This window comes from Halorubrum sp. Atlit-8R (assembly GCF_003666025.1).
In the GTDB taxonomy this organism is placed as follows: domain Archaea; phylum Halobacteriota; class Halobacteria; order Halobacteriales; family Haloferacaceae; genus Halorubrum; species Halorubrum salinarum.
Map to the genome: position 1 here is coordinate 39,107 of NZ_QPLV01000004.1, position 21,553 is coordinate 60,659.

Here is a 21,553-nt window from a genome sequence, read left to right on the forward strand (position 1 = left end):
GGGCGACCGCCGGGAGTCCCGCGCCGTCTCAGGTCCCGTGTTCCCAGCTGCCCATGTACTCGCGCTGCTCGTCGGTGAGGTCGTCGTACTCGACGCCCTCGGCGGCCAGCTTGATGTCCGCGACCTCGCGGTCGAGCTCGTCGGGCACGTCGTGGACGCCGGCGTCGTACGCGTCGCCGTTGGCGGCCAGTTCGCGCACGACGACCGCCTGGACGCCGAAGCTCTGGTCCATCACCTCGACCGGGTGGCCCAAGGCGATGGGCGCGGCGAGGTTGACGAGCCGCCCCTCCGCGATGACGTTCAGGACGCGGCCGTCCTCCATCTCGAACCCCTCGACGCCGTCGCGGACCTCGTAGCGGTCGACGGCGAGGTCGTCTAAGTCCTCCAGGTTCACCTCAACGTCGAAGTGGCCGGCGTTCGCGAGCAGGACGCCGTCGTCCATCTCCGCGAAGTGCTCGCGGGTGATCACGTCGCGGTTGCCCGTCGTCGTGATGAACACGTCGCCCTTCTTCGCGGCCTCCGCCATGGGGAGCACCTCGTACCCCTCCATGTGGGCTTCGAGGGCCTTCCGCGGGTCGACCTCGCAGACGATGACGTTCGCGTTCTGCCCGGAGGCCTTCTTGGCGACGCCCTTCCCGCACTGGCCGTAGCCGCCGACGACGACGTTCTTCCCGGCCCACGAGAGGTTCGTCGTCATCGCGATGGTCGCGAGCGACGACTCGCCCGTCCCGTGGACGTTGTCGAACAGCTGCTTCATCGGCGTGTCGTTCACGGCGAAGACGGGGTAGTGGAGCTCGCCGTCGGCGTCCATCGCGCGCAGGCGGTCGACGCCGGTGGTCGTCTCCTCGGCGCCGCCGACGATGGAGTCGATCAGGTCGGGGTACTCCTCGTGGACGAGCTTCACCATGTCCATCCCGTCGTCGACGGTGATGGTCGGCTCGTGGGCGATACAGGCGTGCATCGCGTCGTAGTACTCGCCGTCGTCCACGCCGCGCACGGCGTAGGAGGTGATCGACTCGTGGGCGTCGAGCGCGGCCGACACGTCGTCGTGCGTCGAGAGGGGGTTACAGCCGGTGATCGCCACTTCGGCGCCGCCCTCGGCGAGCAGTTCGACGAGGTTCGCCGTCTTCGCCTCCACGTGCATCGCCATCGCGATCGTCTCGCCGTCGAGCGGCTGCTCGTCGACGAACTCCTCGCGGAGGGCGTTCAGGATCGGCATGTGCTGGAGCGCCCAGTCCATCTTCCGGCGCCCCTCCTCCCGGGCCGTATCGACGTCCGAGAGGTGCTGTGACACCGGCGGATACGCGGTCTCGCTCATGCCTCTCGGTTCGCTCACGGCGCACTAAACCCTGCCGACACCGGACCGAGACCGCGAAAAGAATCCCGCGTCGTCCGGAGGGCGGCCGGGTCGGGCCGTTAGTTCGCCGGCCGGGTCGGGCCGTCAGTTCGCTGCTCGGTTCGGGCCGTCAGTTACCGCCGGGGCCGCCGGCGTGGTCCGGCGGACCGCCGTCGTCCTCCTCGTCCTCGTCGTCTTCCTCGGCCTCGTCTTCCTCTGCGTCGTCTTCTTCGGTCTCGTCCTCGTCGGCGTCGTCCTCCTCGTCCGCGTCGTCGTCATCGTCGTCGCCGTTCCCGGCGTGGTCCGGCGGGCCGCCCTGGCCGTTGCCGACGCCCTCGGGCGCGTTGCCGTTGCCGGGCGCGTCGGTCTCGTTGTCGGCCTCGTCGTCGTCAGCCTCGTCCGGGCCGCCCGGGCCGCCGGCGTGGTCCGGGGCGTTGCCGGGGTTGTTCTCCGTCACGAAGTCCGAGACGGCGCCGCCGATGTCGCCGTTCCGGTCCTTGAGCCCCTGGATGAACTCGCGGACCAGCTGGCCGAACGGCGTGCCCGCGTCGGCCTCGTCGTCCTCGTCGTCCTCGCCGACGGTCAGTTCGACCGTCTCCGAGACGGTCTCGTTCTCGTACTCGGCGGTCACGTCGACCGTGACGTTCTCCTCGGCGGCGGGCAGCGTCACCGTGCCGTTGGCGTCCGTCTCGTACTCGCCCGTGCCCGCGTACGAGGCGTTCTCGCCCGCGTCGTCGGCGAGCGCGACGACGACCGTCGCGTTCGCGACCGCCTCGTCGTCGTTCGTCACCGTGACGACGGGCTCCTCGTCGGTGTCCTCGACCTCGAGTTCGAGGCCGTCGGGCGCCTCCAGTTCGACGGTCTCCGAGACCGAGTCGTTCTCGTACTCGGCGGTGACTTCGACGGTCACGTCCTCCTCGGCGGCCGGCAGCGTCACCGTGCCGTTCGCGTCGGTCTCGTAGTCGCCGGCGCCGGCGTAGGTGGCGTTCTCGTCGTCGGCCACCGTCACGTTCACCGAGGCGTTCGCGACGGCCTCGTCGTCGTCCGTCACCGTCACGACGGGCTCGCCGTCCTCGTCGTCGACCTCGAGTTCGAGGCCGTCGGGCGCCTCGAGGTCGACCGTCGCCGAGGCGGTGTCGTTACCCGAGGCGGCCGTCACCTCGACGGTCACGTCCTCCTCGGCGGCGGGGAGTTCGACGGTGCCGTTCGCGTCCGTCTCGTACTCGCCCGCTCCCGCGTACGACTCGTTCTCCTCGTCGACCACCTCGACGAGGACCGTCGCGTTCTCGACCGCGGTGCCGTTCTCGGTCACCGTGACCGTCGGTTCGCCGTCCGCGTCGTCGACCGCCACTTCGAGGTGGCCGTCGGCGGCCGCGACGCCGGTCATCGCGCCGAGCGCGACGACCGCGATCAGTAGGATGGCTGTCGTGCGTTCGCTCATGTCCACTCGGGTCCTGCCCCTGTTCACACATAAAGAGCGAACTCCCTTAACGCGGTTTAATTCGGTTTGTATTCGGGTTAACGGCGCTGAGGCGTTCGATTTGGTGAATCGGCGAGCCGGGACCGGTTTCGGGCGCGATCGGACCCCGTTTCGGGCCCGGACGCGCGTCGGTCGCCGCTCGCGCGCACTACGTCGTTTCCGTATCGTCTGTTCGCGCAGCCTCTGTCAGCGTGGTGACTACCGACGGAGCCTTCGCGGCCCATTTATAAGTCACCGACTGACGTTCGGCGGAAAACACCTCCAAAGCCCCAGCCGTGAGGGCGGCGCACGCTCGCTGCGGTCCTCAGTCGGTCGCTCACTACGTTCGCTCCCTCGCTGCGGTCCTTGCGTCACCTGCGCCGCCCTCACGGCAGCGTGGCGCGTAGCGCCACGGGCAGCCGGCGGCGAAGCCGCCGGCGACTGCCCCTTTGAGTCCCGCCCCTCCGGAAGACGGTCCTGCTCGCTCACTCCGTTCGCTGCGCGGGCTGCGACTTCCGTGCTCCCGCTCGCTGCGCTCGCGGGAACGCACAGCGACCGCACCTCACGCCTCCCCAGCCTCGCGGTTCGCGCTCTTCGAGCGCTCACCGCGTCCCTCGCGCGTGCTGTCTCGCGGCCGCCGTCGGCGGCCGCTCGCAGGCACGCGCCACCGTCTCTGTGTCGTTCTCGCGCGGGTGTCGCCCGTTTCAGTTCCCCTCGACCCGCTCGACGAGGTCGCTCGCGGCGGCCGCGGCGCGCTCCCGGACCGCGTCGGCGTCCAGCGTCAGCACCTCGCGGTCGCACATGAGGACCTCGCCGTCGCAGACGGTGTGGCGCACGTCGCTCCCGCGGGCCGCGTACGCGAGGTGCGAGACGGGGTCGTGGACCGGCGTCAGGTGCGGGGCGTCGAGGTCGACCACCGCGAGGTCGGCCGCGGCGCCCGCCTCGATCCGACCGCCCGGGAGCCCGAGGGCGTCCGCGCCGCCGGCCGTCGCCATCTCCACGACAGCCGCCGCGGGGACCGCGCTCGCGTCGTCCGCGGCCAGCTTCCCGAGCATCGCGGCGTCGCGCATCTCGTCGAACACGTCGAGGTCGTTGTTCGAGGCCGCCCCGTCCGTGCCGAGCGCGACCGTCACGCCCGCCTCGCGCAGGCGCCGGACCGGCGCCATCCCGCTCGCGAGCTTCATGTTCGAGGCCGGGCAGTGGACCACCGCGGTCCCCGCCTCGGCGAGCCGGTCGATCTCCGAGCCGTCGACGTGGACGCCGTGCGCGAAGAAGTCGTCCGGGCCGAGCGCGTCGAGGTCGTCGGCGTACGCGATCGGTCGCTCGCCGCGCTCGTCGACGATGGGGTCGACCTCGTCGGTCGTCTCGTTCGCGTGGAGGTGAACGGGGACCCCCGCCGCCCTGGCCTCGGCGACCCCCTCGCGGAGGAACTCCTCGCCGACCGTCGTCAGCGAGTGCGGCATGAACGCGGTGCGGATCCGGCCGTCCGCGGCGCCGTCGAGGTCACGGGCGACCGCGAGGCTCTCCGCGACGTCCGCGCGTGCGTCCGCGTCGTCTTTCCCCACGGTCACGACGCCGTGGCCGAGCCGCGCGCGCAGCCCGGCGCGGTCGACGACGTCGGCGACGCGGTCCATCGCGAAGTACATGTCCGCGAACGCGGTCGTCCCCGACCGGATCATCTCTAGGACGCCCAGCTCGGCGCCCGCCTCGATGTCGTCGGGCGTCAGCTCGGCCTCCGCCGGCCAGATGTCCTCGCGGAGCCACGGGTCGAGCGGCTTGTCGTCCGCGTACCCGCGGAGCAGCGTCATGGCGACGTGCGTGTGCGCGTTGACGAGCCCCGGCATCACCAGCGACCCCGACGCGTCGAGCGTCTCGGCGGCCGCGCCGCCGAGCGCCTCGTCCACCTCGTCCGGCGGCCCCACGGCCCGGACCGTTCCCTCGTCGCGGTCGACCGCGACGTCCGCCCGCTCGACTCGGCCGTCGGGCCGGAGCACTCGCCCGCCGCGCACGCGGAGGTAGTTCATGTCCGCCCGTTCCGCCCGCCGCACCAAACGCCTTCGGTTCGCCTTCCCGCCCGCCGACCCTCGCCTCCCCCGAGCGACACGCCTTTATCCGCCGATCGAAACGCACCCGTATGGCTCTGACCGGCGTCGTCTCGGCGCTCACCGCGAGCAAGCTGCGGGTCGCGCTCGTCGGACTGCTCGTCGTCGCCGCCGCCGTCGGCGGGGCGTTCGCGCTCGGCGTCCTCGGCGTCCCGGGCGTCGCCGCCGTGAACAACTCCTTCGGCGACGTGACGAACGAGACGACGGTCGTCGAGACCGACCTCGTCGTCTCGAACCCGAACCCGGTCGGCGTCGGCCTCGACGGCGTCTCGATAACCTACACCGTCTCGATGAACGACGTCGAGATGGCGCGCGGCGGCCGCGAGGGGGTCAGCGTCGGGTCCGGCAACTCCTCTATCGCCTTCGAGACGGCCCTCGCGAACGACGCGATCCCGCCGTGGTGGACCAGCCACGTCCGGAACGGCGAGCGGACGACGGTCGCGATCGACGCGACGGTCACCTCCGACCTCCTCGGCCGGAGCGCGGACCTCACCCGCACCCGCGAGATCGAGACGGACCTCATCGGCGCGTTCGCGTCCGAGGAGACGCGCCCGGTGAACGCCGACGCGCCGCTCGTGGACGACCCGGTCCTCTACGTCAACGAGACGCGCGGCCGCTGGGGAACGGTGAGCGAGGCCGAGACGCCGATCGAGATGGAGTTCGACGCCTACAACCCCAACCTCGAACCGTACGTCGTCACCGAGATCGGCTACGACGTGACGATGAACGGCGTCGCGATGGGCTCCGGGTCGACCGAGGAGGAGTACGTCATCCCCTCGTACGGCTCCGAGACGATCGAGCTCACGGCCGCGCTCCGCAACGAGAGCCTCGACGAGTGGTGGGTCACCCACCTCGACGAGTCCGTCAACGGCCACCAGGTGAGCGACCTCCGGATCGAGTTCTACGCGGTGGTCGAGCTGCCGACCGGCGAGGAGCTCACCGTCCCGCTGGACGCGCTGACGTACGAGGAGACGGTCGAGACGGACATCTTCGACGAGGGGCTCCATCGCGGGGACGGAACGACCGCCGACGGCTCGTCCGGTGACGGCGGCTCGACCGATTCCGAGGGCTCGACCGACTCCGGGGGATCGACCGACTCCGACGACTCAGGCGACGGGGGAACCACGACTGACGGCGGATCCGGGGACGGCACGAGCAGCGACGACACGACCGACGGCGGTTCCGGCGACGGCACGAGCGGCGACAACACCAGCGACGACGGCTCCGGGGACGACGACGGCCTGCTGCCGCTGCGCGCCGGCGGATAGCCGCGGTCCGCGGTCCCGACCCGCGCCGGCCGCCGTCCGAACCTTCTTCCCCGCCCGCGGCCGCGTTCCGCCATGGCAACCGACGCCCAGCAGGCGTGTTTCGAGGCGGGGATCAAGTTCGGCTCGCTGTACCACCAGTTCGCCGGCACGCCCGTCAGCACGTCGAGCACGCGGAGCCTGGAGGCGGCGATGGCGGAGGCCATCGAGAACCAGCCGCACTGCGAGGCGGTCGACGTGACGGTCCACGACGACCGCGTCGCCGACGCCATCGACCACGAGAACGGCTACACCGAACTCACCGGCTCGCTGATGGACGTCCGGATGCGGATCGAGTACGCGGGCGTCAGCGTCCGCACCCGGATGGAGATGGAGGACGGCTACCCCCTGATGAAGCTGGTCGACGTGGTTGACGACGGCGAGTCGCCGGAGTCCGCCGACCCGAACGCTTAGTACCGCGACGCGCCTACCGCGACCCGAACGCCGCCGGCATCGCCGGAATCACGCCCTCAGAGACGCACATGGTCGACAGACGCCACGACAGCCAGTCGGACCGAACCGGCTTCGACGAGACGAAGAACTACCTCTCCGAGGCCATCGGCCGCGTCGTGCCGCGGTCGGTGGCGCGGCGAGCGATCGAGGTGACGGTCAGCACCGACGCCGCCGAGTACGCGCCCGACGAGCCGGTCGCGATCACCGTCGCGATCCGCAACCGCCTCCCGGTCCCGGTCGAGGTCCCCACGTCGACCGGCCGCCTGTGGGGGTGGGCGGTCGACGGCGTCGTCGAGGCCACCGACGAGCGGCGCTACGTCCGCGGCGAGGGATCGTCGCTGTCGCTCCGGGCCGGCGAGACGAAGCGCGCGACGGCCACGTGGAACGGCCGGTTCCGCCGCACCGACGACGACGGGCTCGACCGGTCCGTCCGGGCCGAGCGCGGGGACCACACGGTCTCCGTGTTCGTGCCGGTCCCGGGCGCCGACGAGCGCCACGAGGACGCCACGCAGATCCGGATCCGATAGCCCGGCGACTCACGCTCCCGAAAGAAGATTCCCTACCGGAGCGGCCGGCGAAGACCGCCGGCGCTCAGTCGTCCGCTTCGGGCGCTTCCGCGCCGCGGGTGGCCGCCGCGTCCGCCGCGGCCTCGTCCACGTCGCTCGCGAGCGCCTCGTCGCGACGCAGGTGACACGCCGCGTAGTGACGGCCGTCGGTGAGGTCGGACGGCACCTCGTAGGCCGGCGTCGTCGTCGCGCAGACGCTTCGGTCCGCGAACCGTTCGACGAGGATCCGCTCGGCCTCGTCGAACTCGTCGCGCTCGATGTGCCCGAGCGCCTCGTCGAGCAGGGTGCCGGCCTCGCCGCTCGGCGCCGCGTCCGCGAAGTACCGCGACCGGAGCGCGTCGGGGTCGGTCTCCTCGAACTCCCGGCGGTCGACCGCCCGCTGGAACGCCATGACGTTCCGCCAGGCGTCGTCGCTCATGTCGTACTCGTCCGGCTGGATCACCTCCGGGCACCGCGTCCGGAACCGGCAGCCGGAGGGCGGGTCGATCGGCGACGGCACGTCGCCGGACAGCAGCGCCGTCCGCCCGCCGCTCCGCGGGTCCGGGACGGGGATGGCGTCCAGCAGCGCCTGGGTGTACGGGTGCTTCGGGTTCTCGAACAGTTCCTCTTTGTCGGCCAGCTCGACGATGTTCCCGAGGTACATCACCGCCACGCGGTCGGAGATGTGGCGGATGACGCTCAGGTCGTGCGCGATGAACAGGTACGTCAGGTCGAACTCCTCTTGGAGCTCCTCCATCGTGTTCAGCACCTGCGCCTGGATCGACACGTCGAGCGCCGACACGGGCTCGTCGCAGACGATGAAGTCCGGATTCACCGACAGCGCCCGCGCCAGGTTCACGCGCTGGCGCTGCCCGCCGGAGAACGCGTGCGGGTACCGGTTGTAGTGTTGCGGGTCGAGCCCGACCTTCTCTAACAGCTCCTTGGCGCGGGCCTCCCGCCCCTCCTCGTCGAGCATGTCGTGGGCCTTCATCGGCTCCTCGACGATGGGACCGACCTTCATCCGGGGGTCGAGCGACGACTGCGGGTCCTGGAAGATCATCTGCATGTCCTTCCGCATCCGCCGCAGCGGCTCGCCGGACAGGTCGGCGAGGTCCTCGCCCTGGAAGTAGACGCTCCCGCTGGTCGGTTCCAGCAGCCGGAGGACTGTGCGCGCCAGCGTCGACTTCCCGCAGCCGGACTCGCCGACGAGCCCGAGCGTCTCCCCCTCCTTGATGTCGAAGCTCACGCCGTCGACGGCGCGTACGTCGGAGGTCGACCGCGAGACGTACGGGAACTCGTCGTCGAGCTCGACGCCGGCCAGCAGGCCGCTCTCGTTGTCGAAGTACTTGCAGAGGTCGCGGACCTGTAACAGCGCCTCGGGGTCCGACTCCGGCGGGCCGACTCGGCTCATTCCGCCTCACCCCCGGTCTCGGTGAGGCCGGCGGAGAACCCGCCGGTGGCCTCCGTCTCGATCGCCGGGCTCTCGTCGTAGCCGACCTCGAACGCGTCGTGTTTCACGCACGCCGCGGTGTGGGGCGGCTCGCCCGCCTCGCTCAGGTCCCGCGGCTCGGGGTGGACCTCGCGGCACACCTCCCTGGCCTCGGGACACCGCGAGTGGAACCGACAGCCGGAGGGCGGATCGATCGCCTCCGGCATCACCCCCTGGATCGGCCTGAGCTCGTCGACCGTCCGATCGGGGCGCGGCATCGAGTTGAGCAGCGCCGAGGTGTACGGGTGTTTCGTGTCGTAGAACAGGTCGTCCACCTCCGCCTGCTCGATGATCTCGCCGAGGTACATCACGTTCACCCGGTCGCAGATCTCCGCGACGACGCTCATGTCGTGGGTGACCCAGATGAACGAGGTGTCGTACTTCTCCTGGAGCTCCTTGACCATCTCCAGAATTTCGCCTTCGACCGTCACGTCGAGCGCGGTTGTCGGCTCGTCGGCGATGATCAGGTCGGGCTGGCAGGCCAGCGCCATCGCGATCAGCACGCGCTGTCGCATCCCGCCGGAGAACTGGTGGGGGTACTCGTCGTACCGGGACTCCGGCGCCGGGATCCCCACCTCTCTGAGCATGTCGATCGCCTCCTCTTTCGCCTCCTGGGCCCCCAGGTCGCGGTTGATCTCGATGAACTCGCGGAGCTGTCCCCCGACCGTGAACACGGGGTTCAGCGACTCCATCGGGTCCTGGAAGATGATCGCGATCTCGCGGCCGCGGATCCGCTTCCGCATCTCCTCTTCGGTGAGCATCTCGTCGCGCGGGCGCAACTCGCCGTCGTCGCCCTCTTCGAGGCCGAAGATCGTCTCGCCTTTGAACTCGATCTCGCCGCCGACGATCTCGCCGGGGCTGTCCACGAGCCGGAGGATACTGGAGGTCGCGACGGACTTGCCCGCGCCCGACTCGCCGACGAGCCCGACGATCTCCCCCTCGTTGACGTCGAAGGAGATGCCGTCGACGGCGCGGACCGTCCCGTCCTCGGTGAAGAACTGTGTCTTGAGATCGCGTACGCTGAGTAGTGGTTCGCTCATATCAGTTGTTGATCCGCGGATCGAGGGCGTCCTGGAGGCCGTCGCCGAGAATGTTGAAGCCGATGACGGTGATCAGAATGGCGATGCCGGGGAAGATGCTGAACGTCGGCGCGGGGAGCATGTAGCCGCGCGAGGCGGACAGCATCTGCCCCCACGACGGCGTCGGCGGCTGCGCGCCGAAGCCGAGGAACGAGAGGCCGGCGACGATGAGGATGCTCACGCCGACCTGGAGCGTCGCCTGGACCAGCACCGGCGCGAAGCTGTTGGGGATGATGTGCCGGAAGATGATGTTCCGGTCTTTCACCCCGGCGGCCCGGGCGGCCTCGACGTAGTCCTCCTCGCGGATGGAGACGACGCGAGACCGGATGAGCCGGTTGAACACCGGGACCGCCGTGATCCCGACGCCGATCATCGCGAACGTGAGGTTCCGCCCGAACGCGGTCATGAACGCGATGACCAGCACGAGGAACGGGATCGCGTAGATGGTCTCGGTGACGCGCTGGAGCACGTCGTCGATCCAGCCGCCGTAGTAGCCGGAGACGGCGCCGATGACGGTGCCGCCGCCGAGGCCGATGGCGGTCGCGAGGAACCCGACCGTCATCGCGATCCGCGTCCCGTAGATGGTCCGGGAGAGCAGGTCGCGACCGCGGTGGTCGGTTCCGAGCGGGTGTTCGATGACCCCCTGCCCGAACTGGTTCTCCATGCCGACCGGCGGGAGGAGCCGCCGGACGTTCCCCGGGTCGGTCTCGGGGTTGTACAGCACCGCCTCCGCGATCGCGTAATCGAGGACGTAGTAGTCGAACGCGGCGAAGATCGCGACGAAGGTCATGAACCCGACGATGTAGGTCCCGATCCGCGCCGTCGTGTCCTGTCTGACCTGCTTGAGCGTGTACCGCAGGCCGACGCGGGCCTCGACCTCCTCGGGCCCGCCGCTCTCGTCGCCGTCGTCCGGCGTGTCGTCGTCCGAAGTCGCGCTGTTAACAGACATTACTCGTCACCGTAGGTGACCCGCGGGTCGAGGTAGCTGTACGTGATGTCCGTGATGATCACGCCGACCACGTAGACGAACCCGAACACGAGCGTCGTCCCCATGATCAGCTGGTAGTCCTGGTTCTGGATCGCCGTGATGATCAGTCTCCCCATCCCCTGGATCCCGAAGACGGTCTCCGTGAGGACGGCGCCGCCGAGCGCGGTCGAGAGCCCGAGCCCGATGATGGTGATCACCGGCAGCTGCGCCACCTGGAACGCGTGCTTGCGGACGATCGTCGACTCGGGCACGCCGTACGCGCGGGCGAGCTTCACGTACTCGCCCTGAAGGGAGTCGACCATCGACGAGCGCTCGATCCTGGTGATCTGGGCCATCTGAAGCGTTCCGAGCCCGATCATCGGCAGGAAGAGGTGGTGCGCCGACTGGCGTATCACCTCCACCTGCGTCGCTGCCCCGCGGACGTTCGCCGGGCTCTCCCACGGGAGGACGAGCCCCCGCGCGGGGAACCACCCGAGGTGGAACGCGAAGACGATGATCAACACCAGCCCGATCCAGAACGACGGGGTCGAGACGCCGATCAGCGAGATGATACGGGAGACGTGGTCGGCCGGCTCGTTCCGCCGCTTCGCCGAGATCACGCCGAGCGGGATGGCGGTGACGATGGCGAACGCGAACGCGGACAGCATGAGCAGCAGCGTGACCGGGAGCCGGAGGATGATCATCTCGAGGACGGGGCGGTCGTAGTAGATACTGAGGCCGAGATCCCCCGTCGCGACGCTGCTGAGGTATGCGAAGTACCGCACGTGTATCGGCCGGTCGAGGCCGTACTGGGCGCGGATCGCCTCGACCTGCTCCTGGGCCGGCGTCGGCCCGAGCATGATGTCGACCGGGTCGCCGGGGATCTGGTTTGCCAGGAAAAAGGTTATCGTCACGATACCTATCAGTACGGGTATCGCCTGTGCGAACCGCCGGAGTGTGTACCGAAGTAAACTCACTGTCGTGGATTCCTCGTTGCTTCGATTCGGTTTTTGCTGTCGCTTATCCGTTTCGCTCCCGCCGACGCACCAATTCGGCGCCGCGAGCGGGCGGCCGGCCCCGTCGCCGACCGCCCGGAAGGGCCGCGTTTACGACTCGATTCCGACCCGGGCGCGGACCGCTCGGGGTCGCTCCGTGGACCCGATCTCTCGGTCGGCGCGCCCGATTACCGGGTCACGGTGACGCCGTTCAGCTGGATCTCCGTCGAGATCGGGTGCGAGCTGAAGCCCTCCACGACGTTGCGCACGCCGTAGGAGTTGTTCAGGTTGTACGCCGGGAGGTGGACGCGCCCCTCGAGCAGCGAGGTCGTCGCCTCGATGTAGAGCTGCCGCCGCTCCTCGCGGTCGGCCGACTCGCGGGCCTGCGTCAGCTTCTGCGAGGCCTCCTCGTAGTCGTGGAACGTCCCGTTCGTCACGCCCTCCGTCTCCTGGCTCAGCAGGTTGTACGCGAACGTGTCCGGGTCCGGCGAGCCGGACCAACCGAGGGTGTACATGTTGTAGTCGTCCTCGTTGCCGGTGACGTACGCGTCGAGGAAGGTGCCCCAGTCGAGGCGCTGGACTTCGACGTTCTGGAAGCCAGCGTTCTGGAGCCCGTCGCCGATCGAGATGCCGATCTGTTCGCGCTTGTCGTCCGGCGGCACGATGATCCGCCAGTTGTAGTCCATCGGGACGCCGGCCTCCTCGAACAGCGCCTGCGCCTCCTCGAGGTCCTGATCGTGCTGGATGTCGGACCACTCGTCGGTCGGGAAGTCCCACTCCTCGGAGATCGAGGACGGGAAAGGGCTGTTCTGACGGACGCCGGCCGGCTCGACGAAGTTCTCGACCGCCTGGTCCATCGAGACGCAGTAGTCGACCGCCTCGCGGACGAGCGGGTCGCTCGTCGGTCCCTCGCCGCAGTTGAACGCGAGGTAGAAGTACCCGATGCCGGGCTCCTCGGTCAGCGTCGCGCTCTGGTTCGCCTCGACCGTCTCGTACAGCTGCGGCGGGATCGACTCGATGATGTCGACGTTCCCGGTCTCGAGCTCGGTGACGCGCGTCGTCTGCTCGACGATCGGCTCGAACTCGACGGCGCCGATCTCGGGCAGGTTCTCGCTGTCCCAGTAGTCGTCCCACCGCTCGAGCGTCGCGTAGCTCTCCGGCTCCCACTCGGTGAGCTTGAACGGCCCGGAGGTGACCGGGTCCATGTTGTACGCCTCGGTGTCCTCCTGGCGCACGGAGGCGTTGACGACGCTCCGCGCCATGGCGATCGTGAACGCGCCGTACGGGTACTTGAGGTCGAACTGCGCGGTGGTCTCGTCGACGACCTCGCCGGTGTCGATCATGTCCACCTCGGAGGCGTTCTGCGTCTCCTCCTCGATGGGCGCCATCATCGTGTGAACGACGTCCTCGGCGGTGACCGGATCGCCGTTCTGGAACTGGGCGTCCTCGCGGATCGGGACGATGAACCGCGTGCCGTCGCGCTCGACGGTGGGCATGTCCGCCGCGATCTTCGGCTCCAGGCTGACGCCGTCGGTGTACTCGTAGAGGCCGTCGAAGATCCGCCCGGCGATCTGCGCGGACGGCACGTCGTTCATGACCACGGGGTCCATGTCGAGCGGGCCCTTCGCCTGCGCGAAGTACAGGGTGGGGGCGCTGCCGCCGTCGCCGCCGTCGCCGCCGTCGGACCCGTCGCCGCCGTCGGACCCGTCACCGCCGTCGCCGCCGTCGGACCCGTCGCCGCCGTCGCCGCCGCCGGCACACCCGGCGAGCAGGAGCGAGGTGCCGGCCGCGCTGCCGGCGAGGACCTTTCGTCGCGAAATTCGTTGTGTGCGTTGTCGACGCATACAGCGGTCGTCTTGTTTCACTCTAATAAGTATTTTGGGTCTCCCTGGCCATACGGTCATCTCCGGTCGATTCGTCATCATTTTGTGCGTATTCTTCCCCGCGAACGTCGTCCGAATCAAGAAAAAACGACTGCCGGGATCCGAACCATACCGGTCTGTCCGCGGTCGAACGCCTCGGTCGGAGCGTTCGACCCTCGCGCGCAGCGCGCCGGCGACCGGTCAGCGCCCGCCCGACGACGGCCCGTCGCCGCCGGTGTCCGTCACGGTCCCGACCCCCTTGCTCGACCCCTCGCGGAAGACGAACCGCTGCCCCTCCTCGATCAGGTACGGGCGGAACTTGAAGCGGACGCGCGCCTCGCCCGTGTCCCCCGGGAGCAGCCGGCCCTCCTCCGGGAAGAACGCCGCCGCCTCGGAGACGGTCTCGAGGTGGACCACGGGCTCGTACCCCTCCTGGATCCGGGTCGGGTGGTTGAGCACCATCACCTCGGCGTCGAACTCGCGGACCGGGTCCGGCTCGGCGTCGCGGGGGACTAGGGCCATCCCGCGCTCGATCTCGTCCTCGTCGACGCCCTTCAGCGCGATGCCGACGATCCGCCCGGCGGTCGCCTTGTCGACCCGGTGGTAGTGCATCTCGATCGACCGCGCCTCGACCTCGCGGAAGGAGCCGTCCGGCATGGGGCCGAGCAGGAGCTCGTCGCCGGTCTCGACGGTCCCCGAGTTCACCGTGCCCGACGCCACCGCGCCCACGCCCGTCACCTTGTAGCTGCGGTCGACGTACATCCGGAACGTCTCGCGGTCGGGCGTCGCCCGCTTCGGGAGCCGCTCGAACAGGCGGTCGAGCGTCTCGATCCCGTCCTTCGTCACCGCGCTGGTCCGCAGCAGTGGGACGACGCCGTCGCCCACCTCCGCGACCGCGGTGTCGACCCCGTGCCGGCCGACGAGCAGCGGCGTCTGCCCGGCGTCGCGCAGCATCGACTCGACCTCGCGCTCCACCTCGGCGAGCCGGTCCTCGCTCACGGCGTCCGCCTTCGTGACCGCGACGACGGTCGGCAGCTCGGTGGCGAGGAGGATCCCGAGGTGCTCGCGGGTCGTCTTCGTCGGGCCGTCGTCGGCGGCGACGACTAAGAGCCCGTAGTCGAGCTTCTGCCCCACCAGCCCGCGGATCGTCGTCCGCAGCCACGGCTCGTGGCCGACGGTGTCGACGAAGGAGACGAGCCGGTCGGCGGCCTCGACGACGCCCGCGCGGTCGGCCTTCCGGTGGGGGTTGTCCATCCGCACCGGCTCGTCGGCGTCGTCGGCGAACCCGTACACGGCGTACGAGAGGTCCGCCGAGAGGCCGCGCTCGACCTCGTGGGGCTGGACGTCGAGGAAGCCGCGCGTCCCGCCCTCGCCGTCGTCGGCGCGCCCGGTGACGAGCGTGCCGACCAGCGTCGACTTCCCGTGGTCGACGTGGCCCGCGGTGCCGACCACGAGGTGGTCCTCGTCGGCCTCGAACACGCCGCCGTCGCGGAGCGTCGCGAGGCCGACGAGCCCCGCCTCGTCGCCGTCGCCGCCGTCGCCGGCGCTCCACGTCTCGGCGTCGGCGATGTGGGCGTCCGCCTCGTCGGCCAGGAGGGAGAGCACGTCCATCGTCTCGGAGAAGGCCTCCGGGGAGATCCCGGCGAGCCCCCCGTCGTCGGTCACGCCGAGGACGTAGGTCGCCTCGCCGTCCCCGGAGAGGACGCGGTGGCGGAGCTGGGCCACGAGCGACTCCATGCGCCCGTCCGCGAGGTGGACCTCCCGCGTCAGCCGCTCCTTGAACTCGATCGCGCCGCCGTCCCGCTCGCCGCGCTCGATGGCCCGCCTGAGGGCGGACCGGTCAGCGCTCATGTCCGCTCGTAGGCGAGGGCCGGGCTTAACGGTTTTCGTGGTACGTGCCCCCACGACACGTGATCGGCCCCAATCGGTCGGGAGCGCTCCGGCGAGCTATTTAACCGACCGCCGCGGACAACGACGGTATGGACACCTCGGTCCCCAGCGTCGCCGAACGCCGCGTCCACGTGGTCCCGCTCGGCTACGAGCGCGACCGGATCGTCGAACCCCTCCGGCGCCACGGCGCCGACGTCGCCTACCTCCTCGTCGACGCCCCCGACCGCGACGGGGACCGCGGCGACGTGGACTTCGACGCGGCCGGCGCCGCCGACCCCGCGGACGCGCGCGTCGACCCCGACGAACTCACCGACTACCAGCGCGAGGCGTGGACGGCCGCCGCCGAGTTCGCGGAGGTCCGACCGATCCCCGTCGCGCTCGCCGACGTGTACGACGTGCTCGGCGTGACGACGACGGTCGCCGCCCGCCACCGCGCGGGCGCCGAGGACGGCGACCGCCTCTTCGGGAACGTCTCGACCGGCCCGCGGATCGCCGCGGTCGGCGTCGCGCTGGCGTGTATGATCGTCGGCGCGCGCCCGTACAGCGTCGAGCCCGAGCGCCACCGGCACGACCGGCGCGAGGAGCCGCTCACCGAGGGGGTCGCCCGCACCGTCGACCTCCCTATCTACCCGATGGACGCGCCCACCACCGATCAGGTGGCCGTCCTCGGCCGGCTCCACGAGCGCGCCGAGGAGAACCTGACCACCGACAAGTGGAACCTGATCGAGTGGGCGCGCGAGCGCGACCTCACGTTCCTGCGCGAGGCCGGCGAGAGCCGGACCGCGAAGTACCGCGCGCTGGAGACGCACGTGCTCTCGCCGCTGCGCGAGCGCGGCTACGTCGAGCTGGAGGACATCGGCCGGTCCGACACCGTCCGGCTCACCGAGATCGGTCGCCGCGTCTTCTTCGCGTTCAAACACAAGATCGGCGGCTGACGGGGCCGCGCTCGCTCGCCGAACGGTGACTTCGACACGCACGACGCGACCGGTCCGATTCGAACGCGCTGTTCGGTCTGTCCGTACTGTCGACGGCTAACGTAGAATTATCCCCCGCACTTCGATACAGATGCGTGACGCCCGCCGGGCGGTCGGGGCGCCCTCCCTGCCCTCCACACCGCCTGTCCGCTATCAGCGGTCGGTCGCCGCCCCCAACCGACAGCGGCCGGTCGCCGCCGGCCTCCGGTCGGCGACGGTCCCCGCTGACGCCGCCGCGGCCGTCCGACGGGTCGTCACGAGGCGACGGCGCCGCCGTCGCCGTTCTCCGCCGCGTCCTCAGTCCTCCGTCAGGTCGACGTACGTCCGCCGGACGGTCACCGGCGTCACGCCGGCCGCGTCGGCGGCCTCCTGCTGGGTACACTCGGCGTCGAGCTCGCGGGCCGCGGTGTAGAGGCAGGCGGCCGCGACGCCGACCGGGTTGCGGCCGTTCGCGATCCCCTCCTCGACGGCGCGCTCGGCCAGCTCGCCGGCGCGGCGCTCGACGGCCGGGTCGCAGCCGAGGTCGCTGGCGAACCGCGGGAGGTACTCCGCGGGGCCGCTCGGCGCGATGGGGAGGCCGAGCTCGCGGTTCATCGCGTCGAAGGCCGCCTGGTGTTCGTCCTCCGTCGCCTTCGCCTCGGCGCACACCTCGCCGACCGTCCGGGCCACGTCGGCGGTGCGGCAGGCGACGTAGACGCAGGCCGCGGCGAACCCCTCCAGCGAGCGCCCGCGGAGCAGGCTCTCCTCCTGCGCGGAGTCGAACAGCGCGCAGGCGCTGTCGCGGACGCTGTCGGGCAGCTCCAAGACGCCGGTGAGCCGGCGGATCTCGGTGTAGGCGTACACCTTGTTGCGGTCGCGTTTCGTCGAGATCTGCGCGCGGTTGTGCTGGGTCCGCATCCGGGCGAGCCGCCGGCGCTTGCGCCCCTTCACCTTCGTCGACCGACCGATCTCCGTCGAGAGGCCGCGGTCGTGCCGCGACCGCGTCAGCGGCGCGCCGGTGCGCTTCGGGTCCGTGTCCTCGTCGTCGAACGACCGCCACTCGGGGCCGTGGTCGATCCGGTCGGCCTCGACGACCAGCCCGCAGTCGGCGCAGACGCGCTCCGCGTCCTCGACGCGCGTGCGGCCGCCGCACTCCGGGCACGTCTCGCGGTCGCCGGCCTCGTCGGCTGTCCGGCTCTCGTCGCCGGTCGGGCTCCGCTCCGCGACGGCGGCGCGGTCGGCGGTCGCCGCGCGGTCCGTCGTCGCGGCGTCGTCGGTCTCGGTCCGGGGCGAACGAACGCGGGTGGAGCGTGCGTCACTCATCACACGTCGAACTCCGGCCCGATGCCTTACTTAAACCCGGGCGAATCGGCGGTCGATCGGCCGGATCGGCGCCGCCGAACCGACCGGTAACCGGTCGGTGATCACGCGGCCGACGCCGCCGCAGTACGGTGGTTTTAACCCGCCGCCCGCGCCATCGCCTCGCATGACGCTGTCGGAGATCGCGGCGGGGGTCGAGGTCACCTCCCGCCAGCGCGATCGGGGCGTGGCCCTCGCGGACGACACGGAGACGCCGCTCGTCGACCGCCTGTCGGCCCACGCCGACGTGCTCCCGTGTACGCCCGAGGCGACCGCCACGCTCGTCGACACCTACACCGCCGGCCGGAGCGTCGGCGACGCGGCCCGCGAGGCGGGCGTCTCCCCGATGACCGCCGCGAAGGCGCTCCACCGGTGCGGCGTCGCCGGGGTCTGTCCGCTCTCGCCGACCGGGCGCGACGTGGTCCGCGACTGGCTCGCCGGCCGGACCTCGCGCAGCGAGGCCGTCGAACTCGCCGGCGGCGACGAGGCGGACTTCGCGCTGGCGACGTACGTCGAGACCCACGACCCCGTCGAGCCCCTCGCGGAGGCGGTCGACGCGCAGGTCGCCGGGTCGGCGCCGCTCGGCGACGGCCTCGGCGCCGACGACCCCCTCGGCGACGCGCTCGGCTCCACCGACGGGCTCCGCTGAACCGCGGCTCTTCCTCAACTCGTCTCAGGGCGTGAACCGCTCGACGAGCCCCGGCTCCGGGAACTCCACGCCGAGCGACGCGTCGAACGCCGCCTCGTAGGCGGTCGCGATCGCTCGCGCGTACGCGCCGTCCCCAGTCGCCGCCGTCGGCGCGGCCGCCACGTCCGGGTCGGTCGCCGGCACGCGGACGACGCCGGACTCGCTCCCGTCGTCCTCGCCGTCCCCGGAGCCCGCCCGTTTGACGGCGAGCGTCGCGTCGAGTCCCCCGCCCACGTCGGCGACGCGCCCGCGGAGCCGCTGGGCCGCGTCGCGCCCGTGGGCCGTCGCCGGCCTGACCGCGACCGCGCGGTCGGCGGTCGTCGCGGCCGCGACGGCCTCGTTCGACCCGACCGGGGCGGCGTCGACGACCACCGCGTCGTACGTCGTCGCCGCCTCGTCGATCCGCCGCTCCAGCTTCCGGGCCGCCTCCGCCGTCTTCGCCCGCGCGACCCGCTCGAAGGGGGCCCGCGCCGGCACCGCGTCGACGCGCCCGGGGAGGTCCGTCGCGTCCCCCTCGCCGCCGCCGGAGTCGCCGACCCCGGGACGCCCGGCGCCCGAACCGGCGCCGGCGATCGGGTACGCCGCCGCCGACAGCGCCGCGTCCGGGTCGTCGGTGAGGAGCGCGGTGAGGTCGGGGTCGATCCGCCCGGTCACGTACTCTGAGAGCCCCTGCGTGGTGAACGCGGCGTCGACGACCGCGACCTCGGCCCCGTCGCGCGCGCCCATCGCCGCCAGCTCGACAGCGGTCCGCGTCGTCCCCGCGCCGCCGGTCGCCCCGACCAGCGCGAGCGTCGTCGCGTTCATACGCCGGCCTCGCCGGAGGTCGCTTGTAAAAATCGCGAAGCCGGGCCGCGGTCCGGCGAACCGCGCCCCGGCTCGTCCCCTCACTCCGCTATCGCGGCCGCGACCTCGTCGGCGACTGCGTCGAGCTCGTCGTCCGAGAGGTCGGGCCGGGCGCCGGCGACCGCGTGGATCGGCGCGCCGCCGTCGCCCTCGAACCGGGGGACGACGTGGATGTGGACGTGCGGGACCTCCTGGCCGGCCGCCTCGCCGTCGTTGACGCCGACGTTGGCGCCGTCGGCGTCGACCGCCTCCTCGATCCGGGGCGTGAGCGCCGCGACCGCGTCGAACAGGTCGCTCGCGAGGTCGGCGTCGAGGTCGCCGACGTGCTGGGCGTGCGACTTGGGGATCACCAGCGTGTGGCCGCGCGCGAGCGGGTTCGCGTCGAGGAACGCCAGCACCGAGTCGGTCTCGTGGACGGTCCGCGCCGGGATGTCGCCGGCGACGATCGAACAGAAGATACAGTCGTCGGACATGACCGACCGATCGCTCGGCGCTCTCATCAAGGTTTCCCGCGGCGGCGGGCGTGGGGCGGTCCACCCGCTCCGCGCCGCCAACGGACCTATATCCGCCGCGCCGAAACGGGCGGTATGGACGACCGGCTCGAACGCGTCATCCGCCAGCAGCTCCGGAAGGCGGGCAAGCAGTTCGAGGAGGCCAAACGCGCCTACGCCGAGGGGCGCGACGACCCGGAGGGCAGCGCGGCCGCCGCGGCGCGGTTCGACCTCCCGACCGACGACGCCGGGCGCGCCCGCATCGTCTGCCGCCGCCACGCCGAGCGCCGGACCGTGCCGGTCGACGACGAGGGGCGTCCCGCCTGCTTCGAGTCCGGGCACCCCGACTGCGAGGGCTGCGCGGAGGACGTCCGCGACGGGTTCGTCGAGACGTGGTGAGCGCCGGGACCGGCGGGACGCCCGGCCGTCGCGCCGCGTCCCACCCGAAGGGGTTTGTTCCCCGGCGCCGTGGAGCGGCGCATGAACCGGGTCGGCGCGGTCGTCGCGCTCCTCGCTGTCGTCGGGGTCGGGCTCGCCCTCTCCGGGGCCTTCGCGGGCGTCGCCGATGAGCCGCGGGCGGACGACGTCGCGGACGACCGGCTCATCGAGGTCGACGGCGACTACCGGCTCTGGCCGTACACGAGCCGGAGCCGGACGGTCGAGGGGCGGACCCTCGCGATCAACGTCGTCTTCCACGCCGACGCCGAGGCGACCCGGGCCGCCATCGAGGGCGACCCGGGCACCGACTGGGAGGCGACGCCCCCGGACGAGGCCGCGGCGACCGCCGGCGACGACGACCAGCTCCGCGAGGTCGTCGGGCGCGACTGGCGGGACGCCCGCAGCTCGCTCCGCTACTCCTACGTCGAGGGCCCGGACGGCGGCGCGTGGCTCGCCGAGACGTTCGAGCTCCACGACGGGCGGTACCTCGGCGTCCGCGACCACCTCCGCGCGTACGAGTCGCCCGACGGCGCCTACACGGCGATCCAGGCCCACGAGGAGTACTACGACTGGTTCCGGCTCCGCCACACGGTCCCCGACATCGACGCGCCCGCGACGCGGCTGGAGGACGACTTCATCGAGTCGGGCCGCGCGACCGACGTGCGCCGCGAGTACCGCGGCATCGACGGCGGGCGCAGCGACGGCTGGCTCTCCGTGATCGAGCTGGCGGCGACCGCGGCGCTCGCCGGGGCGCTGCTCCGCCGGCGCACCCGCGAGGCGGCCGTCGACCTCCTCGGCCGGCTGCGGACCGACGCGCGGCGACACGCCGCGGCCGCGACGCTCGGGCTGGCGCTCGGCGCCGTCCTCGTCGGCGTCCGCGTCGCGGGCGTGGCGCTGGAGACGGCGTTCCCGGCCGTGTCGCCGAAGGCCATCGCGGCCCCGCTGTACCTCGTCCTCGCGGCCGGGCTGCCCGCCCTGGTCGCTCGGCGCGCGCCGCGGTCCGACCCGGCGGCCGCCGCCGCGGCCGTCGTTGTCGGCCTCGGCGCCGGCTTCCTCGCCGACTTCGCGGCGCTCGGGGTGACCGTTCCCCCCGACCTCATCCTCCACCGGGTGGCGCTGCTGGCCGCGCTCGCCGTGGTCGCCATCGGGCGGGCGACGGCCGACCGACCCGTCGCCGTCGCCGGGCTGCTGGCGTGGGCCGTCGGCCTGGCGCTCCCGCTGGCGGACCTGATCTGAGCGCGTCACGGACGCTCGCGGCGAGAGCGCCCCCGACGCGACCTCTCGGCGCGCCGACAGCACA

19 protein-coding genes are annotated in these 21,553 nt (G+C 71.6%); 7 read left to right on the plus strand and 12 right to left on the minus strand.

Features of this window, described 5'->3' with window-relative positions:
- Window positions 1-28: 28 nt before the first annotated feature.
- From DVK05_RS11255 to DVK05_RS11265, 3 genes are all read right to left on the minus strand, one after another.
- A complete protein-coding gene (locus DVK05_RS11255) occupies window positions 29-1,318 on the minus strand; it encodes an adenosylhomocysteinase (protein ID WP_121563438.1) in 1,290 nt (429 codons plus the stop codon).
- Window positions 1,319-1,466: 148 nt separating this feature from the next.
- Window positions 1,467-2,777, minus strand: a complete 1,311-nt coding sequence (locus tag DVK05_RS11260; protein ID WP_121563787.1) for a DNA primase — start codon at window positions 2,775-2,777, stop codon at window positions 1,467-1,469.
- A gap of 722 nt (window positions 2,778-3,499) precedes the next feature.
- A complete protein-coding gene (locus DVK05_RS11265) occupies window positions 3,500-4,819 on the minus strand; it encodes an amidohydrolase (RefSeq protein ID WP_121563439.1) in 1,320 nt (439 codons plus the stop codon).
- Between the two features lie 110 nt (window positions 4,820-4,929).
- Between DVK05_RS11265 and DVK05_RS11270 the strand changes: the two genes are divergently transcribed.
- From DVK05_RS11270 to DVK05_RS11280, 3 genes are all read left to right on the plus strand, one after another.
- Window positions 4,930-6,165 carry an LEA type 2 family protein gene (locus tag DVK05_RS11270; protein ID WP_121563440.1) on the plus strand — a complete coding sequence of 412 codons (1,236 nt, stop codon included), beginning with the start codon at window positions 4,930-4,932 and terminating at the stop codon, window positions 6,163-6,165.
- Window positions 6,166-6,237: 72 nt separating this feature from the next.
- Entirely contained in the window at window positions 6,238-6,615 is a 378-nt protein-coding gene (locus DVK05_RS11275) for a dihydroneopterin aldolase family protein (protein ID WP_121563441.1), read from the plus strand.
- A gap of 68 nt (window positions 6,616-6,683) precedes the next feature.
- Window positions 6,684-7,181: a hypothetical protein gene (locus tag DVK05_RS11280; protein ID WP_053770208.1), complete on the plus strand. Its 498-nt coding sequence runs from the start codon at window positions 6,684-6,686 to the stop codon at window positions 7,179-7,181.
- Window positions 7,182-7,245: 64 nt separating this feature from the next.
- Here DVK05_RS11280 and DVK05_RS11285 read toward each other — a convergent pair whose 3' ends face one another.
- From DVK05_RS11285 to DVK05_RS11310, 6 genes are all read right to left on the minus strand, one after another.
- Window positions 7,246-8,610, minus strand: coding sequence for an ABC transporter ATP-binding protein (locus tag DVK05_RS11285; protein ID WP_121563442.1), 1,365 nt, complete (start codon window positions 8,608-8,610; stop codon window positions 7,246-7,248).
- On the minus strand, window positions 8,607-9,728 hold the full coding sequence (locus tag DVK05_RS11290; RefSeq protein WP_121563443.1) for an ABC transporter ATP-binding protein: 1,122 nt from the start codon (window positions 9,726-9,728) through the stop codon (window positions 8,607-8,609). The genes DVK05_RS11285 and DVK05_RS11290 overlap by 4 nt, the downstream gene beginning before the upstream one ends.
- 1 nt (window position 9,729) lies before the next feature.
- Window positions 9,730-10,716, minus strand: a complete 987-nt coding sequence (locus tag DVK05_RS11295) for an ABC transporter permease (protein ID WP_121563444.1) — start codon at window positions 10,714-10,716, stop codon at window positions 9,730-9,732.
- Entirely contained in the window at window positions 10,716-11,711 is a 996-nt protein-coding gene (locus DVK05_RS11300; protein ID WP_222595379.1) for an ABC transporter permease, read from the minus strand. Before DVK05_RS11300 ends, DVK05_RS11295 begins: the two co-directional genes overlap by 1 nt.
- 206 nt (window positions 11,712-11,917) lie before the next feature.
- Window positions 11,918-13,573, minus strand: coding sequence for an ABC transporter substrate-binding protein (locus DVK05_RS11305; protein WP_121563446.1), 1,656 nt, complete (start codon window positions 13,571-13,573; stop codon window positions 11,918-11,920).
- 219 nt (window positions 13,574-13,792) lie between these two features.
- Window positions 13,793-15,442, minus strand: coding sequence for a GTPBP1 family GTP-binding protein (locus DVK05_RS11310; RefSeq protein WP_121563447.1), 1,650 nt, complete (start codon window positions 15,440-15,442; stop codon window positions 13,793-13,795).
- Between the two features lie 128 nt (window positions 15,443-15,570).
- Between DVK05_RS11310 and DVK05_RS11315 the strand changes: the two genes are divergently transcribed.
- On the plus strand, window positions 15,571-16,416 hold the full coding sequence (locus DVK05_RS11315) for a DUF6293 family protein (protein ID WP_121563448.1): 846 nt from the start codon (window positions 15,571-15,573) through the stop codon (window positions 16,414-16,416).
- 336 nt (window positions 16,417-16,752) lie between these two features.
- On the opposite strand, the gene DVK05_RS11320 is transcribed toward DVK05_RS11315, so the two are convergent.
- Complete coding sequence (locus tag DVK05_RS11320; protein ID WP_121563449.1) at window positions 16,753-17,757, minus strand: transcription initiation factor IIB family protein; 1,005 nt, start codon at window positions 17,755-17,757, stop codon at window positions 16,753-16,755.
- 163 nt (window positions 17,758-17,920) lie between these two features.
- Between DVK05_RS11320 and DVK05_RS11325 the strand changes: the two genes are divergently transcribed.
- Window positions 17,921-18,442 (plus strand): hypothetical protein, encoded by a 522-nt coding sequence (locus DVK05_RS11325; protein WP_121563450.1) that lies wholly within the window; start codon window positions 17,921-17,923, stop codon window positions 18,440-18,442.
- A gap of 24 nt (window positions 18,443-18,466) precedes the next feature.
- Here DVK05_RS11325 and DVK05_RS11330 read toward each other — a convergent pair whose 3' ends face one another.
- On the minus strand, window positions 18,467-19,285 hold the full coding sequence (locus DVK05_RS11330; protein ID WP_121563451.1) for a ParA family protein: 819 nt from the start codon (window positions 19,283-19,285) through the stop codon (window positions 18,467-18,469).
- Window positions 19,286-19,365: 80 nt separating this feature from the next.
- Window positions 19,366-19,797, minus strand: coding sequence for an HIT family protein (locus DVK05_RS11335; RefSeq protein ID WP_121563452.1), 432 nt, complete (start codon window positions 19,795-19,797; stop codon window positions 19,366-19,368).
- Window positions 19,798-19,911: 114 nt separating this feature from the next.
- Here DVK05_RS11335 and DVK05_RS11340 point away from each other — a divergent pair, with 114 nt between their 5' ends.
- Together DVK05_RS11340 and DVK05_RS11345 are read left to right on the plus strand one after the other, a co-directional pair.
- Window positions 19,912-20,214 carry a hypothetical protein gene (locus DVK05_RS11340; RefSeq protein WP_121563453.1) on the plus strand — a complete coding sequence of 101 codons (303 nt, stop codon included), beginning with the start codon at window positions 19,912-19,914 and terminating at the stop codon, window positions 20,212-20,214.
- Between the two features lie 81 nt (window positions 20,215-20,295).
- Window positions 20,296-21,489, plus strand: a complete 1,194-nt coding sequence (locus DVK05_RS11345) for a hypothetical protein (protein ID WP_121563454.1) — start codon at window positions 20,296-20,298, stop codon at window positions 21,487-21,489.
- Window positions 21,490-21,553 lie beyond the last annotated feature (64 nt).